We start from the raw sequence: 25,741 nt of genomic DNA, 5'->3' as shown, positions 1-25,741 counted from the left end.
ATTATTCAGGCGAACAAATGCCGCAAGTTCGCCTTACAATATGTCGTGATTCTGCTACAATGACGGTATTACTTTTCAGGAGGCTCAAAAATGGCGTCAGGCTTGACTGCTAATAAGAAACTGCGACATAAAATTACTGCCGCGGCTTTACTGGTAACCCTCGGTGTCGTCTATGGCGATATCGGGACGTCACCACTATACGTAATGAAATCAATCGTTGCTGGCAACGGCGGCATGGGGCATTTTGATACTGACTTTTTGGTCGGCTCAGTGTCCTTGATTTTCTGGACCCTGCTCATTATCACCACGGTTAAATATGTCTTGATTGCATTACGGGCTGATAACAATGGTGAAGGCGGGATCTTTGCGCTGTATACGCTTGTTCGCCAGCGTGCTCGTTGGTTGGTACTGCCCGCCATGGTTGGCGGTGCTGCTCTGCTGGCAGATGGGATGCTGACACCGGCTGTGACCGTCACAACCGCGATTGAAGGTTTGAAGGGTGTCCATATTAACGGCAACATCTTAATCGACAATCAGCAACAGGTGATTTGGGTGACGATTTTGATCATTACCTTCCTGTTCTTCATTCAGCGATTTGGTACCGATCTGATTGGTAAGGCGTTTGGTCCGATCATGTTTGTCTGGTTTACATTCTTAGGCGTTGCTGGCTTTATTGCCTTGTCAAAGGACTGGTCCATGTTGCGCGCCTTGAACCCTTATTACGCACTCCATTTACTGGTCAGTCCAGACAATAAAATGGGGCTCTTCATTCTTGGCAGTATTTTCCTGGCAACCACCGGTGCTGAGGCATTGTATTCTGACATGGGCCATGTTGGTCGCGGTAACATCTATCTCAGCTGGCCATATGTCAATATCTGTTTGGTGCTCAACTATTTTGGCCAAGCTGTCTGGCTGGATCAAAATTCAAAAGTAACGGCGTTCAACAAGATTACCGACTTCAACCCGTTCTTTCAGATGTTGCCAGAAAGCATCCGGTTAGGCGCAATTATTTTAGCAACCTTGGCGGCGATCATCGCGTCACAAGCATTGATTTCCGGCTCTTATACACTGGTTTCCGAAGCTATTAAACTGCGCTTCTTGCCACGACTGCACATCATTTACCCAACAAGGTTAAAGGGGCAGCTTTATATTCCAGTCGTCAACACCATTTTATGGTTGGCTTGCTTAGCGATCATTGGCTACTTCAAAACCAGTGCTGAAATGGAAGGTGCTTATGGCTTGGCCATCACCATTACTATGCTGATGACCACCCTACTGCTGTACCAATACCTGCGTTCGCGTCATGCGCCTGCTGTGATTGCGATCGGGACATTGATCTTCTTTAGTGCCATTGAAACAGTCTTCTTCATCTCCAGCGCGGTTAAGTTCTTGCACGGTGGTTATGTCACCGCCATGATCGCGTTTATCATTTTGGCCGTGATGTATGTCTGGCAATACGGTGGCAGAATTCGCGACGACAACACTTATCGGGCCGAAATGGCTTCGCTTTTTGCCTATAAAAATCAACTGTCCGAACTTCGCAACGATCCAGATTATCCAACATACACCACCAACTTGGTTTACATGACCCAAATTGCGAATGACCATTACATCAAAAAGGAAATTCTCTACTCAATTTTGGACAAACGGCCAAAACGCGCACGGGTTTACTGGTTTGTTACTGTCAATGTTACGGATGAACCGTATACCGCCGAATATACAACGGATACGTATGGGACCGATTATATGGTCAACGTCCAACTCTATCTCGGCTTCCGGATGGAACAACAGGTCAACGTGTTCTTACGGCAAATTGTCAATGACATGATGCGTGAAGGTGAATTACCAACGCAACCGCAAAAATACACAACCATTCCGGATCGACAAGTTGGCGACTGGACTTTTGTCTTGCTGCACGAAGAGCTTTCACCGCAGACCCAGATCAAAGGTTTCCAGAAGGCCATCATTCAGGCGCGGCTACGACTCCAGCACATCGCAGTTTCACCCGCGCAATGGTTCGGCTTGGAATATGCGGATACCATCGATGAAACCGTGCCACTGGTTCTTGGTAAAATTCCGATTACCAAACTCAATCGGCTAACGCGTTCCCAAGCAGAAGCTCAACCCGAAGACGAAGACGATTAAGTCGCGTTACTAAAAAGAAGCTATATCTGATGCACAGCATTCTGCTGGGCGCGATATAGCTTCTTTTTTATCCATCAAGTCGGTTTTCGTTTTTTTGTAAACTTGTCATGTGGACCAGAAAATCGAACTTTTTCGAAACTTTTTACTGCAAGCGGCTTTATGAAGGCTGCTTCGTCTGTTTTTCTGCACGCAACGTTGCCTGAGCAGCAGCGAGACGAGCAACCGGCACCCGATATGGCGAGCACGAAACGTAGCTGACGCCAATTTGATTAAAGAAGGTCACAGAGTCAGGATCGCCACCGACTTCACCACAGACGCCAATGGTCAGTTGCGGCTTTGTCGCCCGGCCTTTCTCGACAGCCATCTGCATGAAGGCCCCAACACCTTCCGTATCAACGGTTTGGAATGGATCTGCTGGTAAAATGCCTTTACTCAAATAGTCCGGCAAGAACGAACCAACATCATCACGGGAATAGCCAAAGGTCAACTGCGTCAGGTCATTAGTCCCAAAACTGAAGAAATCGGCAGCATTCGCAATCTTATCGGCCGTGATGCAAGCACGTGGGGTTTCGATCATGGTGCCGACTTCGTAATCGACTTTGATTCCTTTTGTTGCGACTAGCTGCTCGATTTGATCCGTCACCAATTTCCGAACCCAGATCAATTCAGTCTCGGAGTTGGTCAGTGGAATCATGATGTGCGGGGTGACCTTCATGCCTTCGTCGGCAAGCCGGAATACCGCATGCATCATGGCCCGAACCTGCATCTCATAAATATCCGGGAAGGTCACAGCTAATCGATCACCACGATGCCCCAACATTGGATTGACTTCCTTGAGGGCAGCCATCCGTTCGCGTAGCTGATTTTGCTCTAGGCCAAGATCTTGCGCAACTTCACTGATCTCTCGGCTGTCATGTGGCAAGAACTCATGCAGCGGCGGATCCAAGAGGCGAATCGTCACTGCTTTACCATTCGCAAGCCGGTATAGCTCGTAAAAATCCTGCTCCTGCATTTTTTCTAGCGCTTGTAGCGGCGTCTTGCGATCAGCCGCATCTTTGGCCAAAATCAATCGGCGCATCTGCAACAGTCGTTCTGGTTGGAAAAACATGTGTTCAGTCCGGGTTAAGCCGATGCCATCAGCACCAAATGCCAGTGCTTGCTCCAAATCCTTAGGAGTATCTGCATTGGTAAACACGGCCATGCGACTTGCATCTTTTGCCCATGTCAATAAAGTGGCCAAGCTTTCCTTGACCATCGCCGCCGTTGTGGTGATTTGACCACGATACAAATTGCCAGTGGTACCGTCAACCGATACCCAATCGCCTTCGTGGAGAATGGTTGACCCAACCGTAGCGGTTTTGGCGTGTTCATCAACGCTTAGTGCGTGCATGCCGACAACCCCAGTCGCACCCATGCCGCGAGCTACAACCGCTGCATGGGACGTCATCCCGCCACGCGCTGTCACAATTGCCTGACTGACAATCATACCTTCAATATCTTCAGGCGAGGTATCTTGTCGCATCAAAATAACTTGATGGCCGGCATCATGCGCCGTTTTGGCATCAGCGGCAGTGAAGTAGACTTCACCAGAAGCCGCTCCCGGTGAAGCTGGCAAACCAGTTGCCAAAACAGTATGCGCGGCCAGCACTTCAGGATCAAATTCCGGATGCAGCATGTCACTGATCGATTTAGGTGCCACCCGCAGAATAGCCTCATGCTGATTGATCAGTCCTTCATTAACTAAATCAACCGCGATTTTCACCGCCGCGGCTGGCGTTCTTTTCCCATTACGCGCCTGCAACAGATAAAAATGGCCGTGTTCGATTGTGAACTCCAAATCCTGCATATCACGATAATGTTGCTCCAGTTTCGTAGCGATGGTTGCCAGCTGATCATAAACTGCTGGCATTTGTGCCTGCAAAACGGCGACCGGCTGCGGCGTCCGCACACCGGAAACCACATCCTCACCTTGTGCGTTCAATAGATATTCGCCGAACAAGGCGCGTTCGCCAGTTGCCGGATCACGTGTAAAGGCAACCCCGGTCCCAGAATCTTCACCAGCATTCCCGAAAACCATGGTCTGAATGTTCACCGCAGTCCCAAGATCTTCAGGGATTTGATTTTCCCGACGATAAATCACGGCTCTGTGGTTATTCCATGACTCAAAGACGGCTGCAATCGCCGCTAACATCTGATCCTTAGGCGCCTGTGGGAACGTTTTGCCTGCCTGCTCATACAGTTGCTTAAATGATGCAATGATTGCCTGCAAATCAGTCTTTGTCAGATCCAAATCTGAAGCATAGCCCTTATCACGTTTCATGGTCGTTAGAACGTCATCAAACGCTTTTTCCGAAAGACCGTAGACCACATTGCCGAACATCGCAAGCAAGCGACGATAACTGTCATACGCAAATCGCGGATCATTCGTGAGTTTTGCCAAAGCCACAACTGTTTGATCATTCAAGCCGATGTTTAGGATTGTATCCATCATCCCCGGCATTGAAATCGGCGCGCCGGAACGAACCGACACGAGCAACGGGGATGTCTGATCATCGAACTGCTTGCCAGTTGCCTGCTCCAAGGCCGTCAAGTGTGTATCTAATTCTTGCAACAAATCATCTGAGAGACCGTGATTGGTTTGATAGCTGTGGCATGCAGCGGTGGTAATCGTGAATCCCGGCGGCACCGGCAGGCCAAGATTCGTCATTTCGGCCAAATTAGCACCTTTGCCACCTAAAAGTGCGCGCATCTCCATGTTGCCTTCAGCAAATGCATAAATCTGTTTCATCATAAAGTCTTCCTTTCGTTTAATGTGACGTGATATATGTTCGATTTATAATGTATTATTTTTGAAGACAAAATGCAAGCGTTTACACCTAAAATCGGCCTAATTATTTTTTGAATCATTAATGACAACAAAAAAGCCGCTCGCAACAATGTACGAACAGCTTATGGGACAAGGGTTTCAATGAGATATTTAAAAATTCGGTTTTTAGTAATTTTTCCAATCACATGGGTATCGCCAGCATTTTGGACTACCGGCAGCGAATCAACATTGTGTTTAAGGAGCAGTTTGCTGGCCGCGATGATCGATGTATCAGCAGTGACGGTAATCACATTCGGCATGCGGGTCATGACGATGCTCGCTGGTAACGTTGTATCGCGATTAGTAAAGCTTGCTCGTAACAAATCTTTCCGCGAGATGAGGCCAACTAAAGCACCATCATCATCCAATACGTACAATGAACCAACGTCGGCTAAAAACAGTTTGGTGACGGCTTCTTCCATCGATGTCGTCAATTTAATCTCCGTCGGCGGCAGTAAGATAGCAGCAATAGTGGTCTGAAAGAACTTTTGGCTATCCATTTGCAACAGATTCTCGCCTTGATACGCATAGCCGACTTTAGGTCGCGCATCTAAGATTCCAATTGTTGTCAACAGCCGTAAATCAGCGCGAATTGTCGCCAAACTAATGTTGAGCTTAGTCGCCAACGTTTCCCCTGTCATCGGACTTTCCGCTTTCAGTAGCTGAATGATTTTATTTTGGCGCTGGGTCAGTTGCGTGACGGCCACCTCCTATTCATTAATGTTAATTATAACATTTTTACGATATATGACGTGATATTTCGTCGCGAAAAGTTTGGCAACTTATTTGGGGAGGCTGAATACTAGCAAAATAAAGTGGCTGGGTCATAATTCTTAGTCAGCTATTAAAAACGAACGGTTTTCCGTTATTGGAAAACCGTTCGTTTTTGACTTCTCATGGATTATTTATTGCGATTTTAAAGACCGTAGTGCCAAGGCGGAGCAATCGTAGGCCAGATGGGGCTCAGCCGTGCAAACAACACAGCGACCGGGCTTTGTCGCTGATGTTGTTAGGCGACTTCGAGACCGCGGGCTTTGCGGGCTTGAAGCGCCGTCTCCGCTCTAGCTACGCGTCGCCACCCCAGCTGGCCGGAGATTGCGTAGTTTGGCACGGCAAAAAAGTTTTAGCCCAGCGACTTTCTACGATTATTCGGAATTTAATGAATCACAAGTCTTGCAAGGGAATTATGGCTCAGCCTCCATAATTTTATAAAGTTTGCTTATCCAGAATGGTTAGCTTGTCATCCAAGGTGTAAACAATCGGTTGGGCATTTCCAATTTCGACCTTGTTGATGCCAGCATCGCTGATGTCTTCCATAAACTTCACCAAGGCGCGCAAAGTAGAGCCGTGAGCGACAATGAGCTGATTTTTCCCGGACAAAAGGCGCGGTGCCACTTCAGCTGTCCAATACGGTAACAACCGTTGACTTGCATCGGCAAGGCTCTCGCCGCGCGGGATGATCGTGGCTGGATAACGGTGGTACCGCCGGGTTCGACTAGGATTAGCAAGTAATGGCGGATGTGCGGAAAAACTCCGCCGCCAACTTGCAACCTGATCCGGGCCGAACAGCTTGCGCGTCAAGTCCTTGTTAATACCACGTAAGGCACCGTAATGCCGCTCATTAAGCCGCCAACTTTTCGTGATCGGCAGGTAGTTCTGGCCGATCTTATCTTGCACGATGTATGCCGTCATGATTGCCCGCGATAGCACGCTCGTATGAACATGATCAAACAAGATCCCCGTGGACGCAATTTTTTCCCCAGCTGTCTCAGCCTGTGCCTTACCCTCTGCGGTTAAACCCACATCCGACCAGCCGGTATAAGTATTCTTCTGATTGGCGATGCTCTCGCCATGCCTTAACAGGACTAATTTAACCACAAAACGGCCTCCTTAACCCAACTAGTATACCAGACTGCGCGGGCGAGTGGTAAACGCATCAAATAGTGCTGCTTTGCTTAGTTTCATGTTTGTCATTCTACTTCATTGATGTAAACCAGCGGAATAGCAATGGACTCAATGGTCAAAGCGAAGCAGTTTTCTTCGCTTTGACTAATACCTAGCGGCGAGACGGCGTTGGCCTTTCACATTAGCTCGAAATTGTGCCCCACCACTCTAACCAGCTCGGGCTTCCGGAACAAGCTCATTAGAAGAGAACTAAAACCCGAACCATCCCCATTTTCTCACTGAAACACGCGAACAGGCCCAGAAGCCTCCACCTAAGGGCGCCTCCCAAAGCCCAGCCATTTAGGCTTGAGGTCGCTTACGTTCCAGCTTCTAACTGGGCCTTTTCGCGCTCTGCATTTTTGCCGGAAAAGCTGGAAAATGATAGGCTACTATATATACGAGATCGGCGAAGGCTTGTCTCTTTGCCTTTAGAAAGAAGGATGCTCATGACCCAGTCGCATAAATCGGTTACGATGGTCGAGCTGTTCTATGATTTAATTTTTGCCTATGCCGTTGGCCGTATGGCGCAAGCGCTTGCACTGCCGACACATGGTTTCATTGCTCCGCGTATGCTTGGTGAGTTTTTGATGATGCTACTTGTTTTCTGGGTGATTTGGACTTACCAAACTGTCTTAGCCAACCGGTACTTTAACAACCAACTAGCCCAAAGTCTCTTTACTCTTTTTAATATGTTCTGGGTCATCGTCTTGAGTACCGCCATCAACGTTGATTTCGTTAAAACAAAATGGTCCTTTCAATTGAGCACTGCCATTTTGTTTTTGAGTGTTGCGATTCAATATGGCCTGATCTGGCGGCAAAAACATGCTGCTTTACCCAAAATTTTTGGTCTGACCTTAACAATTGCTGGCGCGCTGGCACTTGTATCGCCTTTCCTAACCCCATACTCGCTGTCATTCACGTTCTTCTTTTTGGGCGTTGTGGGGGCCAGTTTTGTCCCGCTGCTTTTCTGGCGAACGATCAATGCTGCCCCGGTGGATTTTAGTCATTTGAGTGAGCGTTACTCGCTACTGGTCCTGCTGATTTTCGGAGAAGCGGTTATTGGCGTGGCCGATACGGTTTATAGCGGCTTATCACTGCAGGCCGGTTTGTTTTTCTTTGTGGTTATATTGCTTTTTGTGGCTTATCAGCTAGTTTATGATAACGGCCTTAACCGCCAGATAAAAACAGGCGGTTTGGCAGCTATTCATCTTCATTACCCGTTATTAGCGGCCATCCTTAGCATCAGCACGTTTATCCACCTGTGGTTGACTCAGGAATTAGATCCGCGTTGGTTTGCCGCGGCGATTACCTTGGCTTTAGCTGTTTACTATTTTAGCCTGATTGGCTATTTGCGCGCCTATCCAACCAACAAGATCGACATCGGCTTCAAGCGTTGGTTTTATTTAGGGTTTTCACTCATGATTTTTGGGGTATACAGCTTCATGACGGCGGCTATGCCATTGCCATTTATGCTAGGCTTAACTGCGTATTTGCTGGCCAATACCTTATATCTTTGGCAATTCATTCTCCATCCCAACGACCCGTTGTATAATGAAAGTGATCAATGAAGGGAGAATTCATATGACAACATATGATGTCACATTCAACACCGTCGATGGCAAGTCGCTGATTAAGCGCAACGTGGAAAGCGACCACGAAAACGCCCGGGTCTGGGAGGACGCGGTTGAGCGATTTGACGCCGATCACCTCTACATCAAAATGAACGACAAGACAATGGTCAGCCTTTTGCGGCGCGCCGTTGTTCGTATCGACATGACTGAATTACCTAGTGATGTCGAAAAAAAGGCTAATCGCCGAGATGAATTTCGTAATGCTATGTACACATTAAGTCAAATCGGGCTGTGACCTGATTGTCGCTAAGCCTTGTTGCCATTTCAAATGGCAGCGGGGCTTTTTTGATGGGATCGTTAGCAGATAAAGCTGACTGTGATTGCCTTTAAAAGCAATTGAAATGGCACAAAGACAAAAAATCCTCCGCAACAGCAAAGTCGCGGAGGTCATGATTTTATATTTTTAAAGCACGCTTCTGGCTGAATTAGTCAGCATAGTTGAAGTGTGTTAATGGTGCGTGCTTCACATCAGCAATCGTCTTAGTGCCAGCAAGTTGCATGATGATTTCAAGTTCGTGATTGATCTGCTCGAACACGCTTTGAACACCTTCTGCACCACCCAAAGCCAAGCCATAGATCACTGGCCGACCAAAGGCAACTAGATCAGCACCGGCTGCTAACGCTTTGAAGGCGTGACTGCCGCGCCGAACACCGGAATCAAAGATGATTGGAACGCGCTTGTTAACTGCCTTTGCGATCGCTGGCAAAACGTCGAAGGATGCCGGACCACCGTTCAACTGACGGCCGCCATGGTTGGAAACATAAATCGCGGCTGCACCGGCACCAATTGCGCGCAAAGCATCTTCAGGAGACTGAACCCCTTTGACGATGACTGGCAGATCAGTGTATTCGGCAATTCGACGAACATCGTCTTCACTGATCTTTTGAGCAGCAGAGGCATAAATCTCGCCAATTCCTTTGCCTTTACCGTCACCGGCTGAATACTTTTCCAAGTTCGGCATTGGAATTGGGAACTGGAAGTTGTTAATGATATCTTCTTCACGATAACCATCAACAGTGGCATCAACCGTCAAAATGATGCCCTTCACACCGGCCTTCTTAGCCTCATCGAGCAAGCTCTTGTTGAAGTCCCAATCCTTACTCATGTACAGTTGGAACAACTGCGGTGCGCCATTGCCGGCCGCGGCTGTATCAGCGATGGATGTTGAGCTGTAGGTACTCTGAGCCATCAACCCGCCAACGGCTGCAACGCCCCGCGCAGTATCTTTTTCGCCTTGGCTATGAGCCAAACCTTGCGCAGCAGTCGGTGCCATCATAATTGGCGTCTTGAGATCAATGCCCAAGAAGTTGGTGGACAGATCTGGAGAATCAATGTTGGACAATGCCTTAGGAACAATCTGAGCGTGATTAAACGCCTTTGTATTTTCGGCCAAGGTCCACTCATCTTCAGAACCCCCGACGATATAACCATAACCGCCAGTAGGAATAATCTTCTTTGCTTCATCTGCCAATGACGGCAAGTTCAAAATGTTCAATTTCTTTTCTGCATCGCTTTGTTCGTAACCATTAACAACTGTCATGTATAAAAAGCCTCCCAAAATTGCTTACTTATCAGAACACAGATAAGTGTATCACTTATAATTAGTAAGTAAAGGGATTTTGCTAATTTTTTGTAAGTGGTTATAGTGCGGCTTTGTTCCTACAAAAAAAGAACGTCATCTGTCGGCGTTCTCTCTGGTTTGACCAATCGGAGCCACATCCCCCGATTTAGTCCTCTTTTTTCTTAGTCTTATCTACAACGTCATTGAACTTCTCGGCAACTTTATCTTTTGCTTCGCCAAGTTTTTCTTTCACGTCGCCAGCAATCTGTTGGGCCTTACCCTTAGCTTCGGTTGATTCATCACCAGTTAATTTACCAGCGGTTTCTTTAACCTTGCCGCTAACCTTGTCTTTTGCTGCATCATAATCTGTCATATGATTTCCTCCTTCTTTGCTTAATTAAGGATACCAAGTTGACATTATGCCATGCCAGTTTGGGGCTCACGCAACCTCTAAGGAAAATAAAAAAGTCTGTACAATCGGCGTACAGTCCTCTTCATTTCACGCTAGTGACGTGCACCCGGTCGTTTTTCTTCAGGCGCTGGCGGGATAACCGCTTTGCCGCCTTTTTTAATATGCTTGTAGTTCACGACCGTCTTATTCTTCATATCTTCAACCAGTGAGGCATCATCAGGCGAAAAACTGTCGATTGTCAGCATTGCCGCGTTGGCATAGAGCTTTTCAACCGTGCCTTTGAAACTCAATGGCACATCTTTTGCTTTACGAACTGATACTTTATCACCAATAACGATTTCTTGTGACACAGAAAAACCTCCTTAAAGGCATTCGCCAGCAAATTCGCCGTGCGGGCTTAACTTGCTGGCGGGTAAGTGCTTACTTGGTGGCCTGCACTTTCACTTTGATCGGTGCATCCAAGTCAACCGAATCACTGAAATGTTGCAACAAATAGCGCTGCATAGCGTCGCGCGCTTCTCGCTTAGTCATCTGATGACAGACCCGGGAAGAATCGTGCCGATGCCCCCATTTATCCGTATACTGACCAACGACTTCATAATCACGAAGATGTGCTGCAAATAACATGATTCCTCTTGACCACCTTTACTAATTGTACCATGAGTCGGCACACGTTTTTGTATCACAAGAAGCATTTATACACCCTAGAGGCATCAGTTTCAACTATTCTAAGAAAAAAGTTTATAAACTGCTATTGACAACGCTGGTGGCCTTGATCTTGCGGCTTTTTACGGCAGCACTCGATGCTGTAATCCTCATTTTAGAGGCCATGCAACTAACTTCGTCGTTAGCTACCCGACACTTTCTTTAACTTGATTTTGTGTTGTTGCTAACTGCGTCGTTTGACTGCGTTTCATGCGATTGAATGCAATGACTGTGCGACCAATTAAATCCTGTACGTTTACTTGATCCTGCGGCGCATAATCAAGAATTTCGACCAATGCAGAATTTTCATAGCATTTCTGAATGCGACCAACAAAATCATGTTCCATATTGCCATTCGCACGACATAAAACGACCATGCCTTCTTTTGCCTGCTTCATGATTAAGTTCCCCCTTGTTATGTGTTGAGCTAAGGTTAACAGGCCGAAAGTTTTATCGTCAACATAAATGATCAATTATATATAAATTTTCATAATTTCGTCACAATCCCGCCAAAAGGCAGTTGAATGCGCTTTTATTTTTTGACTTTAATTAAAAAAGTTCTCAAAATATTGACAAGTCAACCGCCTCTTTTTACTGAAAAGTGTTGCTTTCATCGATTGAAAAGACGACACCACTTGCAAAAAACGCCCTGCTCCAGTATTGACATCTTCACTGAAAAAGCCAACGATAAGAAACAATAGACTCCAAACAAGGCGATGATTTTCGTGGATAGGCACATTTTTGGTGCAACTTTCTCTTCACTGCGGTCAACCAATTTCCGCCGCTTCTGGATTGGCCAATGTATCTCTGTCATGGGCACTTGGATCCAACGAACAACGCAAACATGGTTGGTCTATCAAATGACCAAATCTGCATTTCTGGTTGGCTTGCTCGCAGCGGCTCAATTTGTTCCTATCATGGCACTCACCTTAATCGCCGGTACACTCATTGATCGCTACCCCAAACGACGGATTCTTTTGATGACCCAATTTGGTTTTCTAGTCTTGGGTGCTGCCATGACGATCATCACTTTTCTAAAAATTGTTCAATACTGGCAAATTCTGGTAATTGCCTTAGGCTATGGCATTCTTCAAAGTTTTGATACGCCAACTCGACAATCCTATGTTATTGAACTTGTTGGCAAAAAAGACCTCATGAACGGTATTTCATTGAACTCTTCCATTTTCAATTTGGCAAAAATTGCGGGTCCTTCCCTAGCCGGGGTGCTCATGGTCACCATAGGAGTGGCGCCGTGTTTTCTAGTTGACACCTTGAGTTACATTGCCATTATTATTGGTTTATTGATGATTCATCAGCAGCATCCTGTTGCCAGTCACACACCGCGCCACATCATTGCTGATGTCAAAGAAGGGCTTGCTTACATCGTCCACCATGACAACGTTAAATTAAGTGCCGAATTAATGATGATTATTTGCACACTGAACTTTAACAATAATGTCATCATCCCCATCTATGCGCAGGAAGTTTTAGGCCGTGGTGCACAAGGCTATGCCAATCTGCTATCAGCAACAGGGATTGGCTCACTGATTGCAGCGTTCCTCATGAGTTATCTGGCTCGGTTTGGCCTACGCCGCGATTTATATCTTCTAGTGGCGTTAGGGACGGCCTTGGTTCAATCGCTGATGATTTTTGTTCACGTTTATTGGTTGGCGATGATTTTTATGGTTGTCATTGGATTTTGCAACATGGTTTTCTTGAATCAATCCAATGCTGCTTTTCAGTTCTCTATCCCCAATGAGTTGCGTGGCCGGATCATGAGCGTCTACGTTCTGCTCAACCAAGGCTCTACGCCCATTGGCAGTTTATACGTCGGTGGTTTAATGGACATGGCTGGCGGCCTGTGGGGGTTTCCTTCCTGTGGTTTGTTGGCGTTGCTGTTAACCATACCGATCCTGCTTAGCCATCAAACAACAGTTAAGCATTGGCTCCATGCTTAGACCGTAAAAAATGGCGTTGACACAAACTATCTGTGGTCGATAGATTGTGCCAACGCCATTGCTATTCAAAATAAATTATCAATTTTTCCGGATCTGCCCATTGCCCAAAACCTGATACTTAATCGTGGTCAGTGCGGCTAATCCCATTGGCCCACGAGCATGCAATTTTTGTGTGCTGATGCCGATTTCGGCGCCAAAACCAAATTCATAGCCATCCGTGAAGCGGGTCGAGGCATTCACGTAAACCACGGCGGCATCCACCTGCTGTAAGAACTGCTGACTATTTTGGTAATTGTCTGTGATAATCGCCTCACTGTGCTTTGTATTATGCGCATTGATGTGTTGAATGGCTTCTTCTTCTGAGTCAACGACCTTAACGGCCATAATCAGGTCATTGTATTCCGTATCCCAGTCTTCAGCGGTAGCAGCGTGCATACTCGGCACGATGGCGCGGGCACGTTCATCGCCGCGTAATTCAACGCCATGATCTTGCAAGGCTTTAGCAATGACTGGCAACTGTTCATTTGCCACATCAGCGTGAATCAAAAGCTTCTCGGCTGCATTGCAGACAGATGGCCGTTGCACCTTGGCATTGACAACAATCGCCACCGCCATTTGCAATTGGGCATGGGCATCAACATAAATGTGACAATTGCCAGCTCCGGTTTCGATCACCGGAACCGTTGCCTGTTCAACCACCGCTTTAATCAACCCTTTGCCGCCTCGCGGAATCAGCACGTCAATGTAGCCGTTTAAGTGCATCATCTGGGTGGCAACGGCACGGCTAGGATCGGTGATCAATTGCACGGCATCACGCGGTAACCCTTTTGCTGCCAGCGCATCTTGTAAAACTGTCGCCAACGCAAGATTGCTGTGTAATGCTTCCTTGCCACCGCGTAAAATGACCGCATTGCCGCTTTTAAAGGTCAAGGCAGCTGCATCCACCGTCACATTTGGCCGCGCTTCGTAAATCATGCCAACAACACCCAATGGCACGCGTTTTTGAGCAATCGTCAAGCCGGCTTCGTTCACCCACGCCCTGTCCGTTTGCGCAGTCGGATCATCCAGTGTGGCAACCTGTCGTACCCCAGCTGCCATGTCGGCAATGCGTGCCCTCGTTAACGCGAGCCGATCAACAAACTTTTCCGGCAAGGCGCTTGCAGCTGCAAGATCAGCCTTATTTGCCGCCAAGATGGTATCGGCATGCGTCTCCAGCGCAGCCGCCATCGCTAACAAGCCGGTATTTTTCTGTAGTGTCGTCAATTGGCCAAGCGTCATCGCCGCCGTTTTGGCTGCCCGCCCCATCTGTTCAAGATCAATTGTCGTTGCGTCCATATCATCGGTCTCCTTTTTTAGTGCACGCGAGCAAGCTTCTGCGTCTGCCAACGTGATATGAGCCGTTTAAAAGTGCTACTAAAACCTACTATTGAAAACTTTGACTGACACTTGCTGCTTGTTTGGGCTGACCGAACCAGGTACCGACTGAGTCGCCAGCCAAGATTTGTAAAACAATCCGCGGATCACGACCACTAGCAAGCACCATTTGTTTGCCAGCACGCATCATCGTCTTGGCGGCCTTCAGTTTTGTCACCATGCCGCCGGTCCCGAAGCGCGTCGAACTGCCGCCTGCAGCTGCCAGCACTTTGGCAGATAGCTGCGTAATCGTCGGCATGAGCGCAGCATCCGGATGGCGATTCGGGTCACGGTCATACAACCCGTCAATATCTGAAAGGACGACCAACAAATCAGCGCCAATTTGCTTAGCCACTAACGCCGACAATTGGTCATTATCACCAAATGTCGTGCGATGATCCAACTCGTCCACCGCTACACTGTCATTTTCGTTGATCACCGGAATCACTTGCTGAGCCAATAACGCATCAATCGTGTCCAGCACATGCTGACGATTCATCGGATAATCAAATACATCATGTGTTAGCAGCAATTGGCCAATTTTCGCACCATAATCACTAAACCGCTGCGTGTACAAGGTCATCAATTCCGACTGGCCAATCGCGGCAAGCGCTTGTTGCTCGGCAATGACAGCTGGTCGTTTCGACATGCCTAGTTCCGCCATTCCCACGCCAATTGCGCCAGAGGTGACTAACACCAGCTCATAGCCTTGATTATTCAGCGCCGTCAAAGCGTAGGCCAGTCGATCAATGGTTTGCAAATTGACTTTACCATTTGGATGAATCAGGCTACTCGTGCCAATCTTCACTACTAATCGTTTACATTGCATCGCCCGTTTTGCCATTGCTACCTCCGCTGAATGCATACTTGTCGAGAAATCTAATCTATCAAAAAAAGCACCGCCTTGATCGAGACACCCGTTAAGGCGGTACCATTCTCGTTCAAAGCAATGCTTTGCGCTTTTATCGTTATTTAAGTTTTGTGAGACTCATCATACAAGCTTGGATTCGCGCACATTTCAGGACTTTCAGCGAGTGTCCTGATCTCTGTGAGGCGCTACTATGACTTGATGAAGTGAATTGTATGCGGGCAATGACGAAAAGTCAAGCGCAGGTATTCCGAAGCGTTGATTACCACTTATACGCACGCCTCATCGTTACTCAACTCCGAGCAAATAATTGCCTAAGGTGTGCCCCTAGAAGAACCAAGAACCCACTGAGACTGCCACAAACTAAGATAAACTGAAAAGGTTGGCTAACCCCTTTAAAGAAAAGCAGGTAGCAAGCCACCACGATAAAACTCACGGTTAAAAGCAACGCATTTGCCATTTTGTTTTGTTTCTTTTTCGCGCGCATCAATCATACCTCCAAGAACTGCAAAAGATTTTAAAACGACACAATGCTTTCAAAAACATTGTATCGTACAAGAAAGCATCTAAGCGGGTTCAAAAATAAACGTTGTATTTTCGCCGATAATCGTGTGTCACTGCTATCTCGACAACCGAAATTCAGCGGGGATTAAAAACTCTTTTCCGCATCAAGCCAGCCAACCATTTACTGAAATAAGGACGAAAAATATAAACTAGGCATAGGCAGTGTCAACAATCGCTCACTGCCGCGTCACCGCCACCCGAAAAGCGTAAATTCTAGGCAGTTCCTCTCCTGTATGAATGGCCTGACCATTGGTCGTGATGCCAGTGCGCTTCACGTGAATCTTGACAGGCAGCGGCATTTTGGTCGCATATGGTCGCGGCAAAAGTAGGCGCTCACTGTAAAAAGTCCCAACTGGTAGGTTCTTGGCGATGGCAACAATACCGTGCCGATCTGCTTTTACCTTATAGGCTTCTTTAGAAGTTAATGGATTCCCAACTGACCGCCAATGACCATCCGTTGTTCGATAGCGGCGGCGGCCTGAACTGTCGAATCGATAAAAAGCAAAGATGCCGCCAGCAAGTGGTTGCTGCGTGCCATCCGGAAAGACGGCTAGTTGTTGAAAGAGTGGTCTAACCTTCTTGGCCTCATAAACTGCGGCAACATGATTGGCTTTTAATGGCGTCGGCTCACTTTCCGCTGAGCCGCTTGGCATGCCCAACATCACCAGCAGCATGCCAAGCGCCGCCAGTCCTTTTATCCCATATTGACGCATCCCCACACCCCCAAAATAAGTCAATTAATATTGTAATAATAACTTTATCATTTTGGCCAAACGATGTGCGAACAAAACAGGCGTTATTAAAATTGCTAGTTTCTGAGGCAAACAAAAAGCAGTTTCCGCAATCACCTTCTGATTGCAAAACCTGCTTTTGGCTTCTCTCTTACTGTCAAGCCACGCAATTACTGGACTTGGCCTTTTTTAACCAACACTGGCAAAATAATGACCCGATCCATGTAACTCGGACGATGCATGAAGGAGCCTGCTTCACGATAAGCTTTGGCACCACTTTCAAAGATCATCGAAATGTGCTTCTCAGAAAGATCAAGGCTGATTTCTTCAACCGAGTTTGGCACGTTAATAATTTTAGATCCTGACTTTGGTGCAGTGAAGTCTAGTTTAGTCCAGCTTTTATTGCCCGGAACCCGAATCCAGATTTTGCCTGGTGCGCTGCCATTTGACTGACTGAGCAACGTCAGCCCACTTTTGGCAATGGCAATGCCTTGAAGCCGATCCCAGCCATTGTTATACGAATTAATGACTTTCTTTTGAATCAGCGATTTAAAGACCATGTTAACTTCTTGATCGAGTGTTTTGCCGGCAAACTTTGGTGCAAGTTCCAAAGCCCATGCTTTCATTTGCTTCATCGTGATGGGTGCTGGCAGCCCATTTGCATTGAGCGGTAAGGCAAGGATCGAACGGTTCTTTTTGTTCTGACCATATTTAACAAAAACCAATTGATTGTTATACAGGGCAATCGCTGAGGTCCGTCTTGCCAAATGAAGTTCAATCCGGGTTGACTTTATCGGTTGTTGCGTTGCTTTAGCCGAATAGGCATCGATTTCGCGCTGTGACACATAACTGATACCAGCACCTGTTGTCTGCGCGGCATCATCAGACCAAAGCAGCCGCTGATGGTCGATGTCGTAAGTGATACCACCAACGTGCGATTTGCTCCTTAAAATTAAGGTTTTATTGTACTTAGCATTATGCTTGTTCACCTGAACAATGATTGAATTCAGTTTGTGATTACCATCATACAAGCTCATATAGATCGCATCTTTGGACTGGGTGACCCCCTGAGGCACCCAGTTATTGCCAAAACCCGCTTTTTTGGTTTTAGCATTGATCGACCAAGCACCGCGAAGTCCAGGAATCACCACTAATTTGGCATCGGTGGCCGCGCGTTTTTCAAGCGGATCTGATTGCCCGATAGCTTTAATTTGCTTAATTGCCGCGCTTTTGGACTGCAACGGCCGCGGATCAGCTTCCCATTTTTTAACATCACTTGGCTGATCAACTAACTGGCTGTACTGATAATGATCAATCAACGCCCAGCCGCCAAAGCCAAGTGCAACGATACCGATGGCTGACAATACCGTCACCCAAACCCATTTTTTCAACATGCATACACTCCTTCATATCAGAATTATAATATATTTGAATTAACCACGCGATTATATTACCCGGTAATTGCCAGAAAAAAGCAAAAGGCGGCCTTGATCGTTCTTGAAAAACCGTATCACTTTTTTGTCGAATGCTACTTCAGGAATAACTTTTGGCCATGTCACGGAAAACAGGTCAGGACATCTTTCTCAGTCGGCAAAATAAAAGCGAACAAATTTCTACTTAAAGGAAATTTGTTCGCTTTTGCCTGCTCATAGGTTATTTATTATGATTTTAAAGACCGGAGTGCCAAGGCGGAGCAATCGTAGGCCAGATGGGGCTCAGCCGTGCAAACAACACAGCGACCGGTCTTTGTCGCTGATGTTGTTAGGCGACTTCGAGACCGCGGGCTTTGCGGGCTCAAAGCGCCGTCACAGCGTTCCAGCCCCAGCTGGCCGGAGATTGCGGAGTTTGGCACGGCAAGGAAATTTTAGCCAAGCATCTCCCTGCGATTATTCGGAGTTTAATGAATCACGAGTCCTACGTTGGAATTATGGTGCACCCTCTTTTTCACAAAATTGGTCAATCGAACTTGTCTTCCTGACCTTTTATGACCTACGCTGTCGGCGCAAGTAACGGCGGGCTAACCAGACAATCAGCACAGCTAGCAGTAGCACACCGCCGATAATTGCAGCGCTTTTCCAAAAGCGCCATTGGTCAGCGGCTTTTGCTGCTTGTCCCAACGATTCCGTATAGGGCACGCGTTTACCAGTGACCAACAAGCGATGCGAGTTGATCATGTATGGCGTGCACGTCATGAGCGTTGCTAAATCCTGACCTGATTCAATCTGCAAGCTTTCAGTCTGATCTGGTTTCACAGTTTGAATGCGAAAGACCTTGTATGCTAGTTTCTTGCCGTTAACTTCAATCAGAAACTGCTGACCTTTCTTGAGCTTCTTCAATCCCGTAAAGTAGCGCTTGGTTGGCAAGCCGCCATGGGCCGAGATCACTGTGTGCGTATTTTTACCGCCGCGCGGATAACTAGTGCCCGGTAAAACTACGGCGCCTTGATCAAGCAAGGTGTTGTTGGTGGTATCAAATAGTGGCAAGTCGACTTCTATTTTCGGAATCGCAATTCGCCCAATTAAATGCTTTTTAACATAAGCCTGCTTGACTTTTTGCTCACTGTTAAAGGGGTCTTGGCCGGGTCGCAGGTCGGTTTCGGCGAGCGCGCGATTCTCAGAAGCGCGTTGTGCATCTTGGGCTGCGGCATTTTTGGCTGCTTCGCGATCGGCTTCAGCACGACGACTGGTCATGATGACTTCATTGATCGCCGTCGCCGCAAAAGGGTAGCAGAAGCAGGAAGCCCCCGCGGTGAAGAGGATGATCACGAGCCAGCGCAACAGCCGGTTCGACCCTTTCGCCTGCTTAGCCATAGGCGATCAGGCTTTCTTGCCAGTTTGCTTCTTCACATAGTAACCACCGCTCATCAAGACGATGCCGATCAGCAGAAATGCGAGCAGTCCCATCCCGCCGGTCATCGGCAGCAATGTGCGTACGGGGGTGTTTGTGATGCGAACGATTTTCTCGCCCCACGTACCTGCAACAATCTCAAAGTCCGTGGTTGGATCCGTGATTTCATAGCCATCAGGGGCATCTGTTTCAATCAAGGTATAAGGCCCTGGCAGCATCCCTTGAATCGACAGGTTAAATGGTTTCCCTGCGCTAGTGGTCAGTTCGGTTGCATCAGCTTTCGTTGTCGTCCAAGTGATCTTGCTTGGGGCATATGCGCCTGTCATACCGGTGACACCTTCAAGCACAGCATATTCTGTTGTATTGCCATTTTGTCGCTGAATGATGAACTTTGCACCAGCCAACGACTTGTCATCGGAACCAGTTTCATATTTGAAAAACTTCATCCCGCCAGTCTGAATTTCCGGGCCGTTAACGGTGATTTTGGTATCAGGATCAAAAGAAACAACTGCTGTGTTCCCGATTTTTTGATCAGGTACCATCTTCTCGTTCACGATCCCCGTATAGCCAACGGTCACCCGTTTACCGGCATACTTCGTCAACAAATTACGAACGGCATTGGCGTCTGATCCGCCTAAGAAATCTAATTTGAAGCCGAATGGATAGTTGCCATGCGCGGTTTGCCATGCCGCGTCATTTGAGGTCATCAGCGCGATTTTGCCTGTTAAGTCGTTCAAAATATTCTGACCGTCCACAGTCACTGCGGTTAGTTCTTTAAACGTCAAGCCGGCTTTGGTCATGTAATCCAGCACTTCAAATTGATTGTACTTGAACACGCCGGATTGATTATCCGCCATTGCGCCAATGTCATGGGGAATCTGAAATTGGATATTGTAAGTCAACACATCACCGACAGCAACGTCATGTAAGTCTTTAGCGGCAACTGCTCCGCCATTGATAGCATCTAAATGTTTGGTAACCACACTATCCTTAGGGTAAAGATGGATATTGGTTAAGTCATTGCCATTCTTGTCACGCACCGGCAGACTCACGATCATATCAGCTGCTTTTTGATAGGGCTGAGGCGTCCATGTTTCACTAAAAGCATAAACGCTGTGCCGACCACCGGTTTTAGCTGGCAGTTGATTAAAAACTGCCAACCCATCTTGACCCGTCGTGATTTCTGGCGCATTTGGATCTTGAAGATTTGCATAGTTGCCCAGATTCTGCGACATCATCGCCGCCGCAGTCTCTTTATCGTGTGTCTCTAATAGCTGATAAAAAGCATCTGTAACATTAAACACTTTGAATTTTGCACCGACAACTGGGGTTCTGCCAGTGAGACCTAAATCATGGCCAGTGTTTTGAATCTGTTCATCTGCAGTTTGTTCAATTTTGTGAAGGGTAAATGCAACCTGGCTTTCGGCAGCTTGAACGGTTCTGCCAGCGCCCAATAGCGGTAGTAACACGCTCATGAGCATCAAAGCGGCTAATAGGCCGTGTCCGATCTTTTTTATCGTGGCATTCATGGGTGGTTCCTCGCTTTCTTATGCTTGATCAGGAAGTAAGTTGCCAATGTCAGGAGTCCTACACCGATGAGAACGAGACTTAGGTTTTGCAAGTCAGACATTGCCGGCAAATATCCAGTTGCGCCTGCGCCAGTCGGTTTGTCTGACTGATCAGACTGGCCTGTCGGCGGTGTCGGGTCGGATTCGCTTGAAGTGCTGCTGCGATCTGTATAGTTATAAACTCGGGGATTACCGATACTGATCATTTCCGGTGTCACGATCCCGCCGATGTTTTCTTTCATCGGCTGGCCGTCAATCAGTACATAACGATAATTGTCATCATCATCTAACCAAGAGTCGGGAATTTCGATTTTAATCGCCCGACTTTTTTCGTCCAATTCATAACCTGGTACTGACTGTAATTCTTCAAAATAATACGTGCCCGCCGACAAGAATCGTTCACCTGTGTTCACTAAACCGTCTTTGTCCGAAACAAATTTATTCACACGATCATCATGAAGAGCATCGGTTGATGCAACCCATTTGTTCTTCAAGTCAGTAGCTGGTGACAAGTCGAGATATAGTTTCTGACCGTCCACGATTCGGTAGATCGCGAAAATGGCCCCGGCTAATCGCCGACTCGTCCCGTCAGGATGAACGCCGAATTTAAAGAAGTATGGGTCCCGGACATAACCGACGTTCTTGGGATAAAGATGCACGGTCGACATTGGGTCGCCTGAAGTCGGATCTTTTACCGGAAAAACAATCAGCATCGGTGAGCTTTTTCTTTCCATGTCAACGTTCAGATCGGTGGAGAAATCCAACGCGGTTTCAATCAGCAGATACGCTTTCTCAAAGCTGCCTTGACCAGTGTCAACTGTGACGCGTCCAATCCCGTCTTCACCAAGATTTTTATCGGTGGTGGTGTTAATCAAGCCAAGTCCTTTATTCCCTTGACCTGCAAGTTGCAAGTTTGCCCGCGCAAACTTAAGTGCCTGCTTGCGGGTCATATTTTGATACTTTTCGATCAGTGCCTGAACGTCATCCGGTGTCATATCTGACTTCAACAAGGAACTAGCATCGTAAACTTCAAAATTAGCACCATTCAGACCACTAGTTTTACTCAACAGTTTATATCCAGCCTTGTCGGGGTTTTCCGGATCAATTATCTGACCGTCATTGTCGTACCAAACGTCTTCAGGTTGCCGCACATCCCGGTAAATGCGTTTATGCAAGACAATTTCGGCAGTGTTTTCAGCCGCGCTGACTGGCTGAAGACCAAGCAGCGTGCCAACTAATAGGAGGAGTGGGATAACCCACCATAGCAATCGTAGTCGCATCTTAACGCGCCTCCTTTCGCTTGAGCACAATGGCTAGCAGTAATCCGCTAGCGCCGGCCACTAATGCCATTAGCAGAAATAGCACAATGCCATTGCCGCCTGTTTTCGGTAACAAACTTTCAAGGCTGTGATTGACGACTGTAAAGCTAATGCGATTAACCTTGTCGGTGGCGTCCGGCTTGAATTTAAACTCATAATCATCAGTCGTAAGATCACTGCCGCTGTATTTTAAATCAACTATGGTGCCGGTTTGATTGATCTTAAATGTGAATACCCCCGCCAATTTATCGAAACCCTCAGGTGCTTTGGTTTCAACCAACCGGTAGTTGCCAGGAGTTAGCTGATGATCAAAAAGCAACCGCCCTTCATCATTTGTGTTGTCCGAAGCAACCGGCTCAGTCTGACCATCGCGATACAGTGCAAACGTAGCCTTGGCTAATGGTTTGTTACTTTTATTGACCTTGAGTAACTCAAGTTCAGTTGGTTTCAACTGATTAACCACCGTGTTGTTGTCCCAAATCTCCCCTTGCCGTCCAATCGTCACGTCACCATTTTCAGCGACAATTAAGTCAAACTCTGGTTGGAGCAAGTGTCCTGGTGACATCACTTCGGCAACGGTGTACTTTCCGGGGCGTAAACCGGTGAAGGTCGCCTGTCCTTGGGCATTGGTGACCGCTTCCTGCAATGGCTGGCCAGCTTGTTTCAACGTAAACTTAGTTCCTTCAAGTAAAGCGCCATGCTGATTCTTTTTAGTGATGCTGGCGGGAAAACGATTCAGCGGGTCTAAATGCACATCCACCTCGTTAGTTTCCTTGCTATAGCGCTCTTTCGTATCGAAGAATTTCACCACCGCGCTGTTGGTCATTGTCACGCGTTGATCGATGGTGTCAGGATCGAGGGTTGGCCGAACCTTGAGTCGCAGTGAGAAATAGCCGCTGTGGAAGTAGATTTTCTGCACATCTGCTCGGCCAATCGTCAGCGTGATACGTTGGCGGCCCTTTTCCTCAGTCACCTCAAACGATGAAACGCCAGGCGTCAGTGTCATGGCCCGATCTTTGTTGGGTGCATCAGGATCAGTCGCGTTAAAAAGTTGAAAGGCTTGTTCATAAGTCGGTGGCCCATTGTTCTGATCCGGAATCAATTCAATATTTTCCGGCAATAAATCCGTCACCGTGATGGTCGTCGGCTTTACCACATAATCGCCCATGCTGTACACTTCTTGGTTGATGTAGTAGTAAAAAGGGTCGCCTTGGTAATGCTCATTGACCACCTGATTGTGGAGATCGTTTGACGTCCAAATTGGCTTGTTTTTATCCGCCTTGGCGCCACCGCCAGCAATCGCTTGTGCGCTGACACTCTTGTTGTTGGTGACATTCGGGTCAATTAACTCAATCTGTCCGCTGCCATTGGCGACCCATGTACTTCCACCGCTCGAAAAGGTTCCTCGCTTAAACGTGTGACTCGTACCATTCAGCGTATAAGCCACAGCCCCGCGGCCAAATGTTGGCGCGCCGAGGCGGTCCTCCCACTCACTTAGATTGTCATGATCAATCGGATCAACCCAGTTCCCCCATGTTTTCGAGGTATAGCCTTTCTGACCAGTGCCCCGTTCGCCAAGATTCTCTTGATCAAAAACGTCCTTGTTCGCGGTAATCCAGTTACCTTCTTGAAACTGCCAGTCAGTGACATAATCAGCATTGTAAGTCGCGTTGATATCTGACTGCTCAGTCCAAACGAACTCGCCTGGGTTCAATGATGTAAAGGTTAAAGTCGAATTCTGATTCAGATCACTTTGCGGAATAAAATTCAGCCGCTTGCCGGTTTCTTTTTCATAAAAGACCACCCGCCAGTCATAGTGGAGGACGTTAGCGAAGGACATCCCAGAAAAGAAATTGTTCGAGAAGTCGATGCCGACATCTGTTGGCGTTGGTGCCCATTCAACGCGGCGCACATGGATATTGGTCATTTCCACATAGGCCCCGATCTCAAAGTGTCGACCATTCAAATCGCTGGCCGAACCTACATGATTGATATCGACTTTAAGCTTGGCATCCAAAACATTAGACAAGCCATCTTCTTTGGTAATCACGTCTTTAAAAATGACCGCTGTTGCTGAAGAACTCGGCACATAATCTGTCGAGACATTTTCTTTCATGGCAGTTTGGCTACTGTATTTACTGCGGCTGCTACCGTTTGGCTTTCGGTAAATCTGAGCCGACCCAATCGGAAAGTCAGAACCATCTGCCTTCGTGACCTGAATTTTGGTTTCACCCAACGCTGCACGCGGCAGGATGAGACTGTGTGCATCCAAGCTGTCTGTGCCGGGTTCGCTCACATGATCGTTCACGATCGGACCTGGCAACTTCAGATCTAGATTCAGCGATACCACGTGATCAGTGCCATTGAACCCGTCTAGACTTAGCTTGAAGCTTTTTTGCTTTTGTTCCTCACTTGATAGCTTCTTCGTCATCTCATACTCATGTGCAGCCCAATTATTACTGTCAAACACATGATTGATTTCACCATTCGTGTGAGCAGGTTGTGACACCATATCTGTAAATGGCGTCACAACGACTTTTTGTGTCCTATTCTCACTCCACGGCTTGACGAGCTTTAGTTTCACCTTAATTTCAGCCTGCTGCATGTCGTATGTGTAAGTCACGACATGCTGGCCGACCGCCGCTGTCCATTGCCCGCCATCGTCCAAAACAACATCTTGTCGATCAAGGCGGTTGGTCAACTCCGGCATCTCCGTTTTGACGGTTTGGTTCTCAGAACTGCTCATTGCTGCACTTGTCTGTTTCTTGTCAGACTCAATTATGTCTTGGCTAATTGCCGCTTGTCCGCTCGCATCGTTCTGGTGTGAGGATGGATCGGATTTTGGCGCCGCACGGTCATGTTCAGTGATGTTTGTCTCACCGTTGTCGGCTACAGGGACAACGGCGCTGCCGACCTGGGTCAGCATCAACATCGCCAACATGACGATATGGATCAACTTCTTAGGCATCTGTGCGCCTCCTTCCATTGTTTCCGGCGTCTCTCTTCTTCCAACACCAGCTTAACAAGTTGACCCCGCGCAAAGGAATGATAATGTTCGTTATTTAACAAGATATTTTTAACAGTGCATACTTATTGACATTATAGGCATTAATCTGTACATATAATGTAAAAAGCTCTATTTATAGGTAAATAAGGTCTTCAAACCCAAAAGTAGCCTTGAAACAGCCGGCGTATTGCCAGCAAGTTT

21 protein-coding genes are annotated in these 25,741 nt (G+C 47.3%); 4 read left to right on the top strand and 17 right to left on the bottom strand.

The genetic code is table 11. The features are described 5' to 3' along the window. Positions 1 to 90: 90 nt before the first annotated feature. Positions 91 to 2,145 carry a KUP/HAK/KT family potassium transporter gene (locus ACWPAB_RS11720; protein ID WP_003567271.1) on the top strand — a complete coding sequence of 685 codons (2,055 nt, stop codon included), beginning with the start codon at positions 91 to 93 and terminating at the stop codon, positions 2,143 to 2,145. 157 nt (positions 2,146 to 2,302) lie between these two features. Here the strand turns inward: ACWPAB_RS11720 and ppdK are convergent, their stop codons facing one another. The 3 genes from ppdK to ACWPAB_RS11705 form a co-directional block, all read right to left on the bottom strand. Further along, the gene (gene ppdK, locus ACWPAB_RS11715; protein WP_016381637.1) at positions 2,303 to 4,933 is read right to left on the bottom strand and encodes a pyruvate, phosphate dikinase; all 2,631 of its coding nucleotides are present in this window, start codon (positions 4,931 to 4,933) and stop codon (positions 2,303 to 2,305) included. A gap of 161 nt (positions 4,934 to 5,094) precedes the next feature. Then, positions 5,095 to 5,718 carry a CBS domain-containing protein gene (locus tag ACWPAB_RS11710; RefSeq protein WP_003576237.1) on the bottom strand — a complete coding sequence of 208 codons (624 nt, stop codon included), beginning with the start codon at positions 5,716 to 5,718 and terminating at the stop codon, positions 5,095 to 5,097. 499 nt (positions 5,719 to 6,217) lie between these two features. Then, positions 6,218 to 6,889 (bottom strand): 2,3-bisphosphoglycerate-dependent phosphoglycerate mutase, encoded by a 672-nt coding sequence (locus tag ACWPAB_RS11705; protein WP_016381826.1) that lies wholly within the window; start codon positions 6,887 to 6,889, stop codon positions 6,218 to 6,220. A 512-nt stretch (positions 6,890 to 7,401) separates the two neighbouring features. Here ACWPAB_RS11705 and ACWPAB_RS11700 point away from each other — a divergent pair. Together ACWPAB_RS11700 and ACWPAB_RS11695 are read left to right on the top strand one after the other, a co-directional pair. Then, positions 7,402 to 8,523 (top strand): low temperature requirement protein A, encoded by a 1,122-nt coding sequence (locus tag ACWPAB_RS11700; protein ID WP_003580809.1) that lies wholly within the window; start codon positions 7,402 to 7,404, stop codon positions 8,521 to 8,523. Between the two features lie 13 nt (positions 8,524 to 8,536). Further along, positions 8,537 to 8,821, top strand: a complete 285-nt coding sequence (locus tag ACWPAB_RS11695; RefSeq protein WP_003567280.1) for a chromosome partitioning protein ParB — start codon at positions 8,537 to 8,539, stop codon at positions 8,819 to 8,821. Between the two features lie 190 nt (positions 8,822 to 9,011). Here ACWPAB_RS11695 and ACWPAB_RS11690 read toward each other — a convergent pair whose 3' ends face one another. The 5 genes from ACWPAB_RS11690 to ACWPAB_RS11670 all read right to left on the bottom strand — a co-directional run bounded on the left by ACWPAB_RS11690 (position 9,012) and on the right by ACWPAB_RS11670 (position 11,663). After that, positions 9,012 to 10,127, bottom strand: a complete 1,116-nt coding sequence (locus tag ACWPAB_RS11690) for a lactate oxidase (protein ID WP_003585543.1) — start codon at positions 10,125 to 10,127, stop codon at positions 9,012 to 9,014. A gap of 187 nt (positions 10,128 to 10,314) precedes the next feature. Beyond that, complete coding sequence (locus ACWPAB_RS11685; RefSeq protein WP_003567284.1) at positions 10,315 to 10,521, bottom strand: CsbD family protein; 207 nt, start codon at positions 10,519 to 10,521, stop codon at positions 10,315 to 10,317. A gap of 131 nt (positions 10,522 to 10,652) precedes the next feature. Continuing rightward, the gene (locus tag ACWPAB_RS11680) at positions 10,653 to 10,910 is read right to left on the bottom strand and encodes a hypothetical protein (protein WP_003567286.1); all 258 of its coding nucleotides are present in this window, start codon (positions 10,908 to 10,910) and stop codon (positions 10,653 to 10,655) included. 70 nt (positions 10,911 to 10,980) lie between these two features. Continuing rightward, positions 10,981 to 11,187 carry a hypothetical protein gene (locus ACWPAB_RS11675; RefSeq protein WP_003567288.1) on the bottom strand — a complete coding sequence of 69 codons (207 nt, stop codon included), beginning with the start codon at positions 11,185 to 11,187 and terminating at the stop codon, positions 10,981 to 10,983. Between the two features lie 224 nt (positions 11,188 to 11,411). Next, a complete protein-coding gene (locus tag ACWPAB_RS11670) occupies positions 11,412 to 11,663 on the bottom strand; it encodes a hypothetical protein (protein WP_003567290.1) in 252 nt (83 codons plus the stop codon). A gap of 327 nt (positions 11,664 to 11,990) precedes the next feature. Between ACWPAB_RS11670 and ACWPAB_RS11665 the strand changes: the two genes are divergently transcribed. Next, complete coding sequence (locus ACWPAB_RS11665) at positions 11,991 to 13,223, top strand: MFS transporter (protein WP_003567292.1); 1,233 nt, start codon at positions 11,991 to 11,993, stop codon at positions 13,221 to 13,223. 78 nt (positions 13,224 to 13,301) lie between these two features. Here ACWPAB_RS11665 and ACWPAB_RS11660 read toward each other — a convergent pair whose 3' ends face one another. From ACWPAB_RS11660 to ACWPAB_RS11620, 9 genes are all read right to left on the bottom strand, one after another. Continuing rightward, complete coding sequence (locus ACWPAB_RS11660; RefSeq protein ID WP_003580815.1) at positions 13,302 to 14,558, bottom strand: glutamate-5-semialdehyde dehydrogenase; 1,257 nt, start codon at positions 14,556 to 14,558, stop codon at positions 13,302 to 13,304. 88 nt (positions 14,559 to 14,646) lie between these two features. Beyond that, positions 14,647 to 15,480: a glutamate 5-kinase gene (gene proB / locus ACWPAB_RS11655; protein ID WP_003585549.1), complete on the bottom strand. Its 834-nt coding sequence runs from the start codon at positions 15,478 to 15,480 to the stop codon at positions 14,647 to 14,649. A gap of 316 nt (positions 15,481 to 15,796) precedes the next feature. Continuing rightward, positions 15,797 to 15,991 (bottom strand): hypothetical protein, encoded by a 195-nt coding sequence (locus ACWPAB_RS11650; protein WP_003567298.1) that lies wholly within the window; start codon positions 15,989 to 15,991, stop codon positions 15,797 to 15,799. Positions 15,992 to 16,244: 253 nt separating this feature from the next. Then, positions 16,245 to 16,781 (bottom strand): hypothetical protein, encoded by a 537-nt coding sequence (locus tag ACWPAB_RS11645; protein WP_003580821.1) that lies wholly within the window; start codon positions 16,779 to 16,781, stop codon positions 16,245 to 16,247. Between the two features lie 188 nt (positions 16,782 to 16,969). Continuing rightward, the gene (locus tag ACWPAB_RS11640; protein ID WP_003580823.1) at positions 16,970 to 18,193 is read right to left on the bottom strand and encodes a hypothetical protein; all 1,224 of its coding nucleotides are present in this window, start codon (positions 18,191 to 18,193) and stop codon (positions 16,970 to 16,972) included. Between the two features lie 588 nt (positions 18,194 to 18,781). Further along, positions 18,782 to 19,609 carry a class C sortase gene (locus ACWPAB_RS11635; RefSeq protein ID WP_016381827.1) on the bottom strand — a complete coding sequence of 276 codons (828 nt, stop codon included), beginning with the start codon at positions 19,607 to 19,609 and terminating at the stop codon, positions 18,782 to 18,784. A 6-nt stretch (positions 19,610 to 19,615) separates the two neighbouring features. After that, a complete protein-coding gene (locus tag ACWPAB_RS11630; RefSeq protein ID WP_003580826.1) occupies positions 19,616 to 21,175 on the bottom strand; it encodes a SpaH/EbpB family LPXTG-anchored major pilin in 1,560 nt (519 codons plus the stop codon). Continuing rightward, positions 21,172 to 22,494, bottom strand: a complete 1,323-nt coding sequence (locus ACWPAB_RS11625) for a pilin N-terminal domain-containing protein (protein ID WP_003580827.1) — start codon at positions 22,492 to 22,494, stop codon at positions 21,172 to 21,174. The genes ACWPAB_RS11630 and ACWPAB_RS11625 overlap by 4 nt, the downstream gene beginning before the upstream one ends. A gap of 1 nt (position 22,495) precedes the next feature. Beyond that, positions 22,496 to 25,501: an LPXTG cell wall anchor domain-containing protein gene (locus ACWPAB_RS11620; protein WP_003585557.1), complete on the bottom strand. Its 3,006-nt coding sequence runs from the start codon at positions 25,499 to 25,501 to the stop codon at positions 22,496 to 22,498. Positions 25,502 to 25,741 lie beyond the last annotated feature (240 nt).

It is taken from the genome of Lacticaseibacillus sp. 30 (assembly GCF_053819265.1).
Note: the sequence above shows the minus strand (reverse complement) of the source record. Positions and strands in the feature narration are given on the sequence as shown.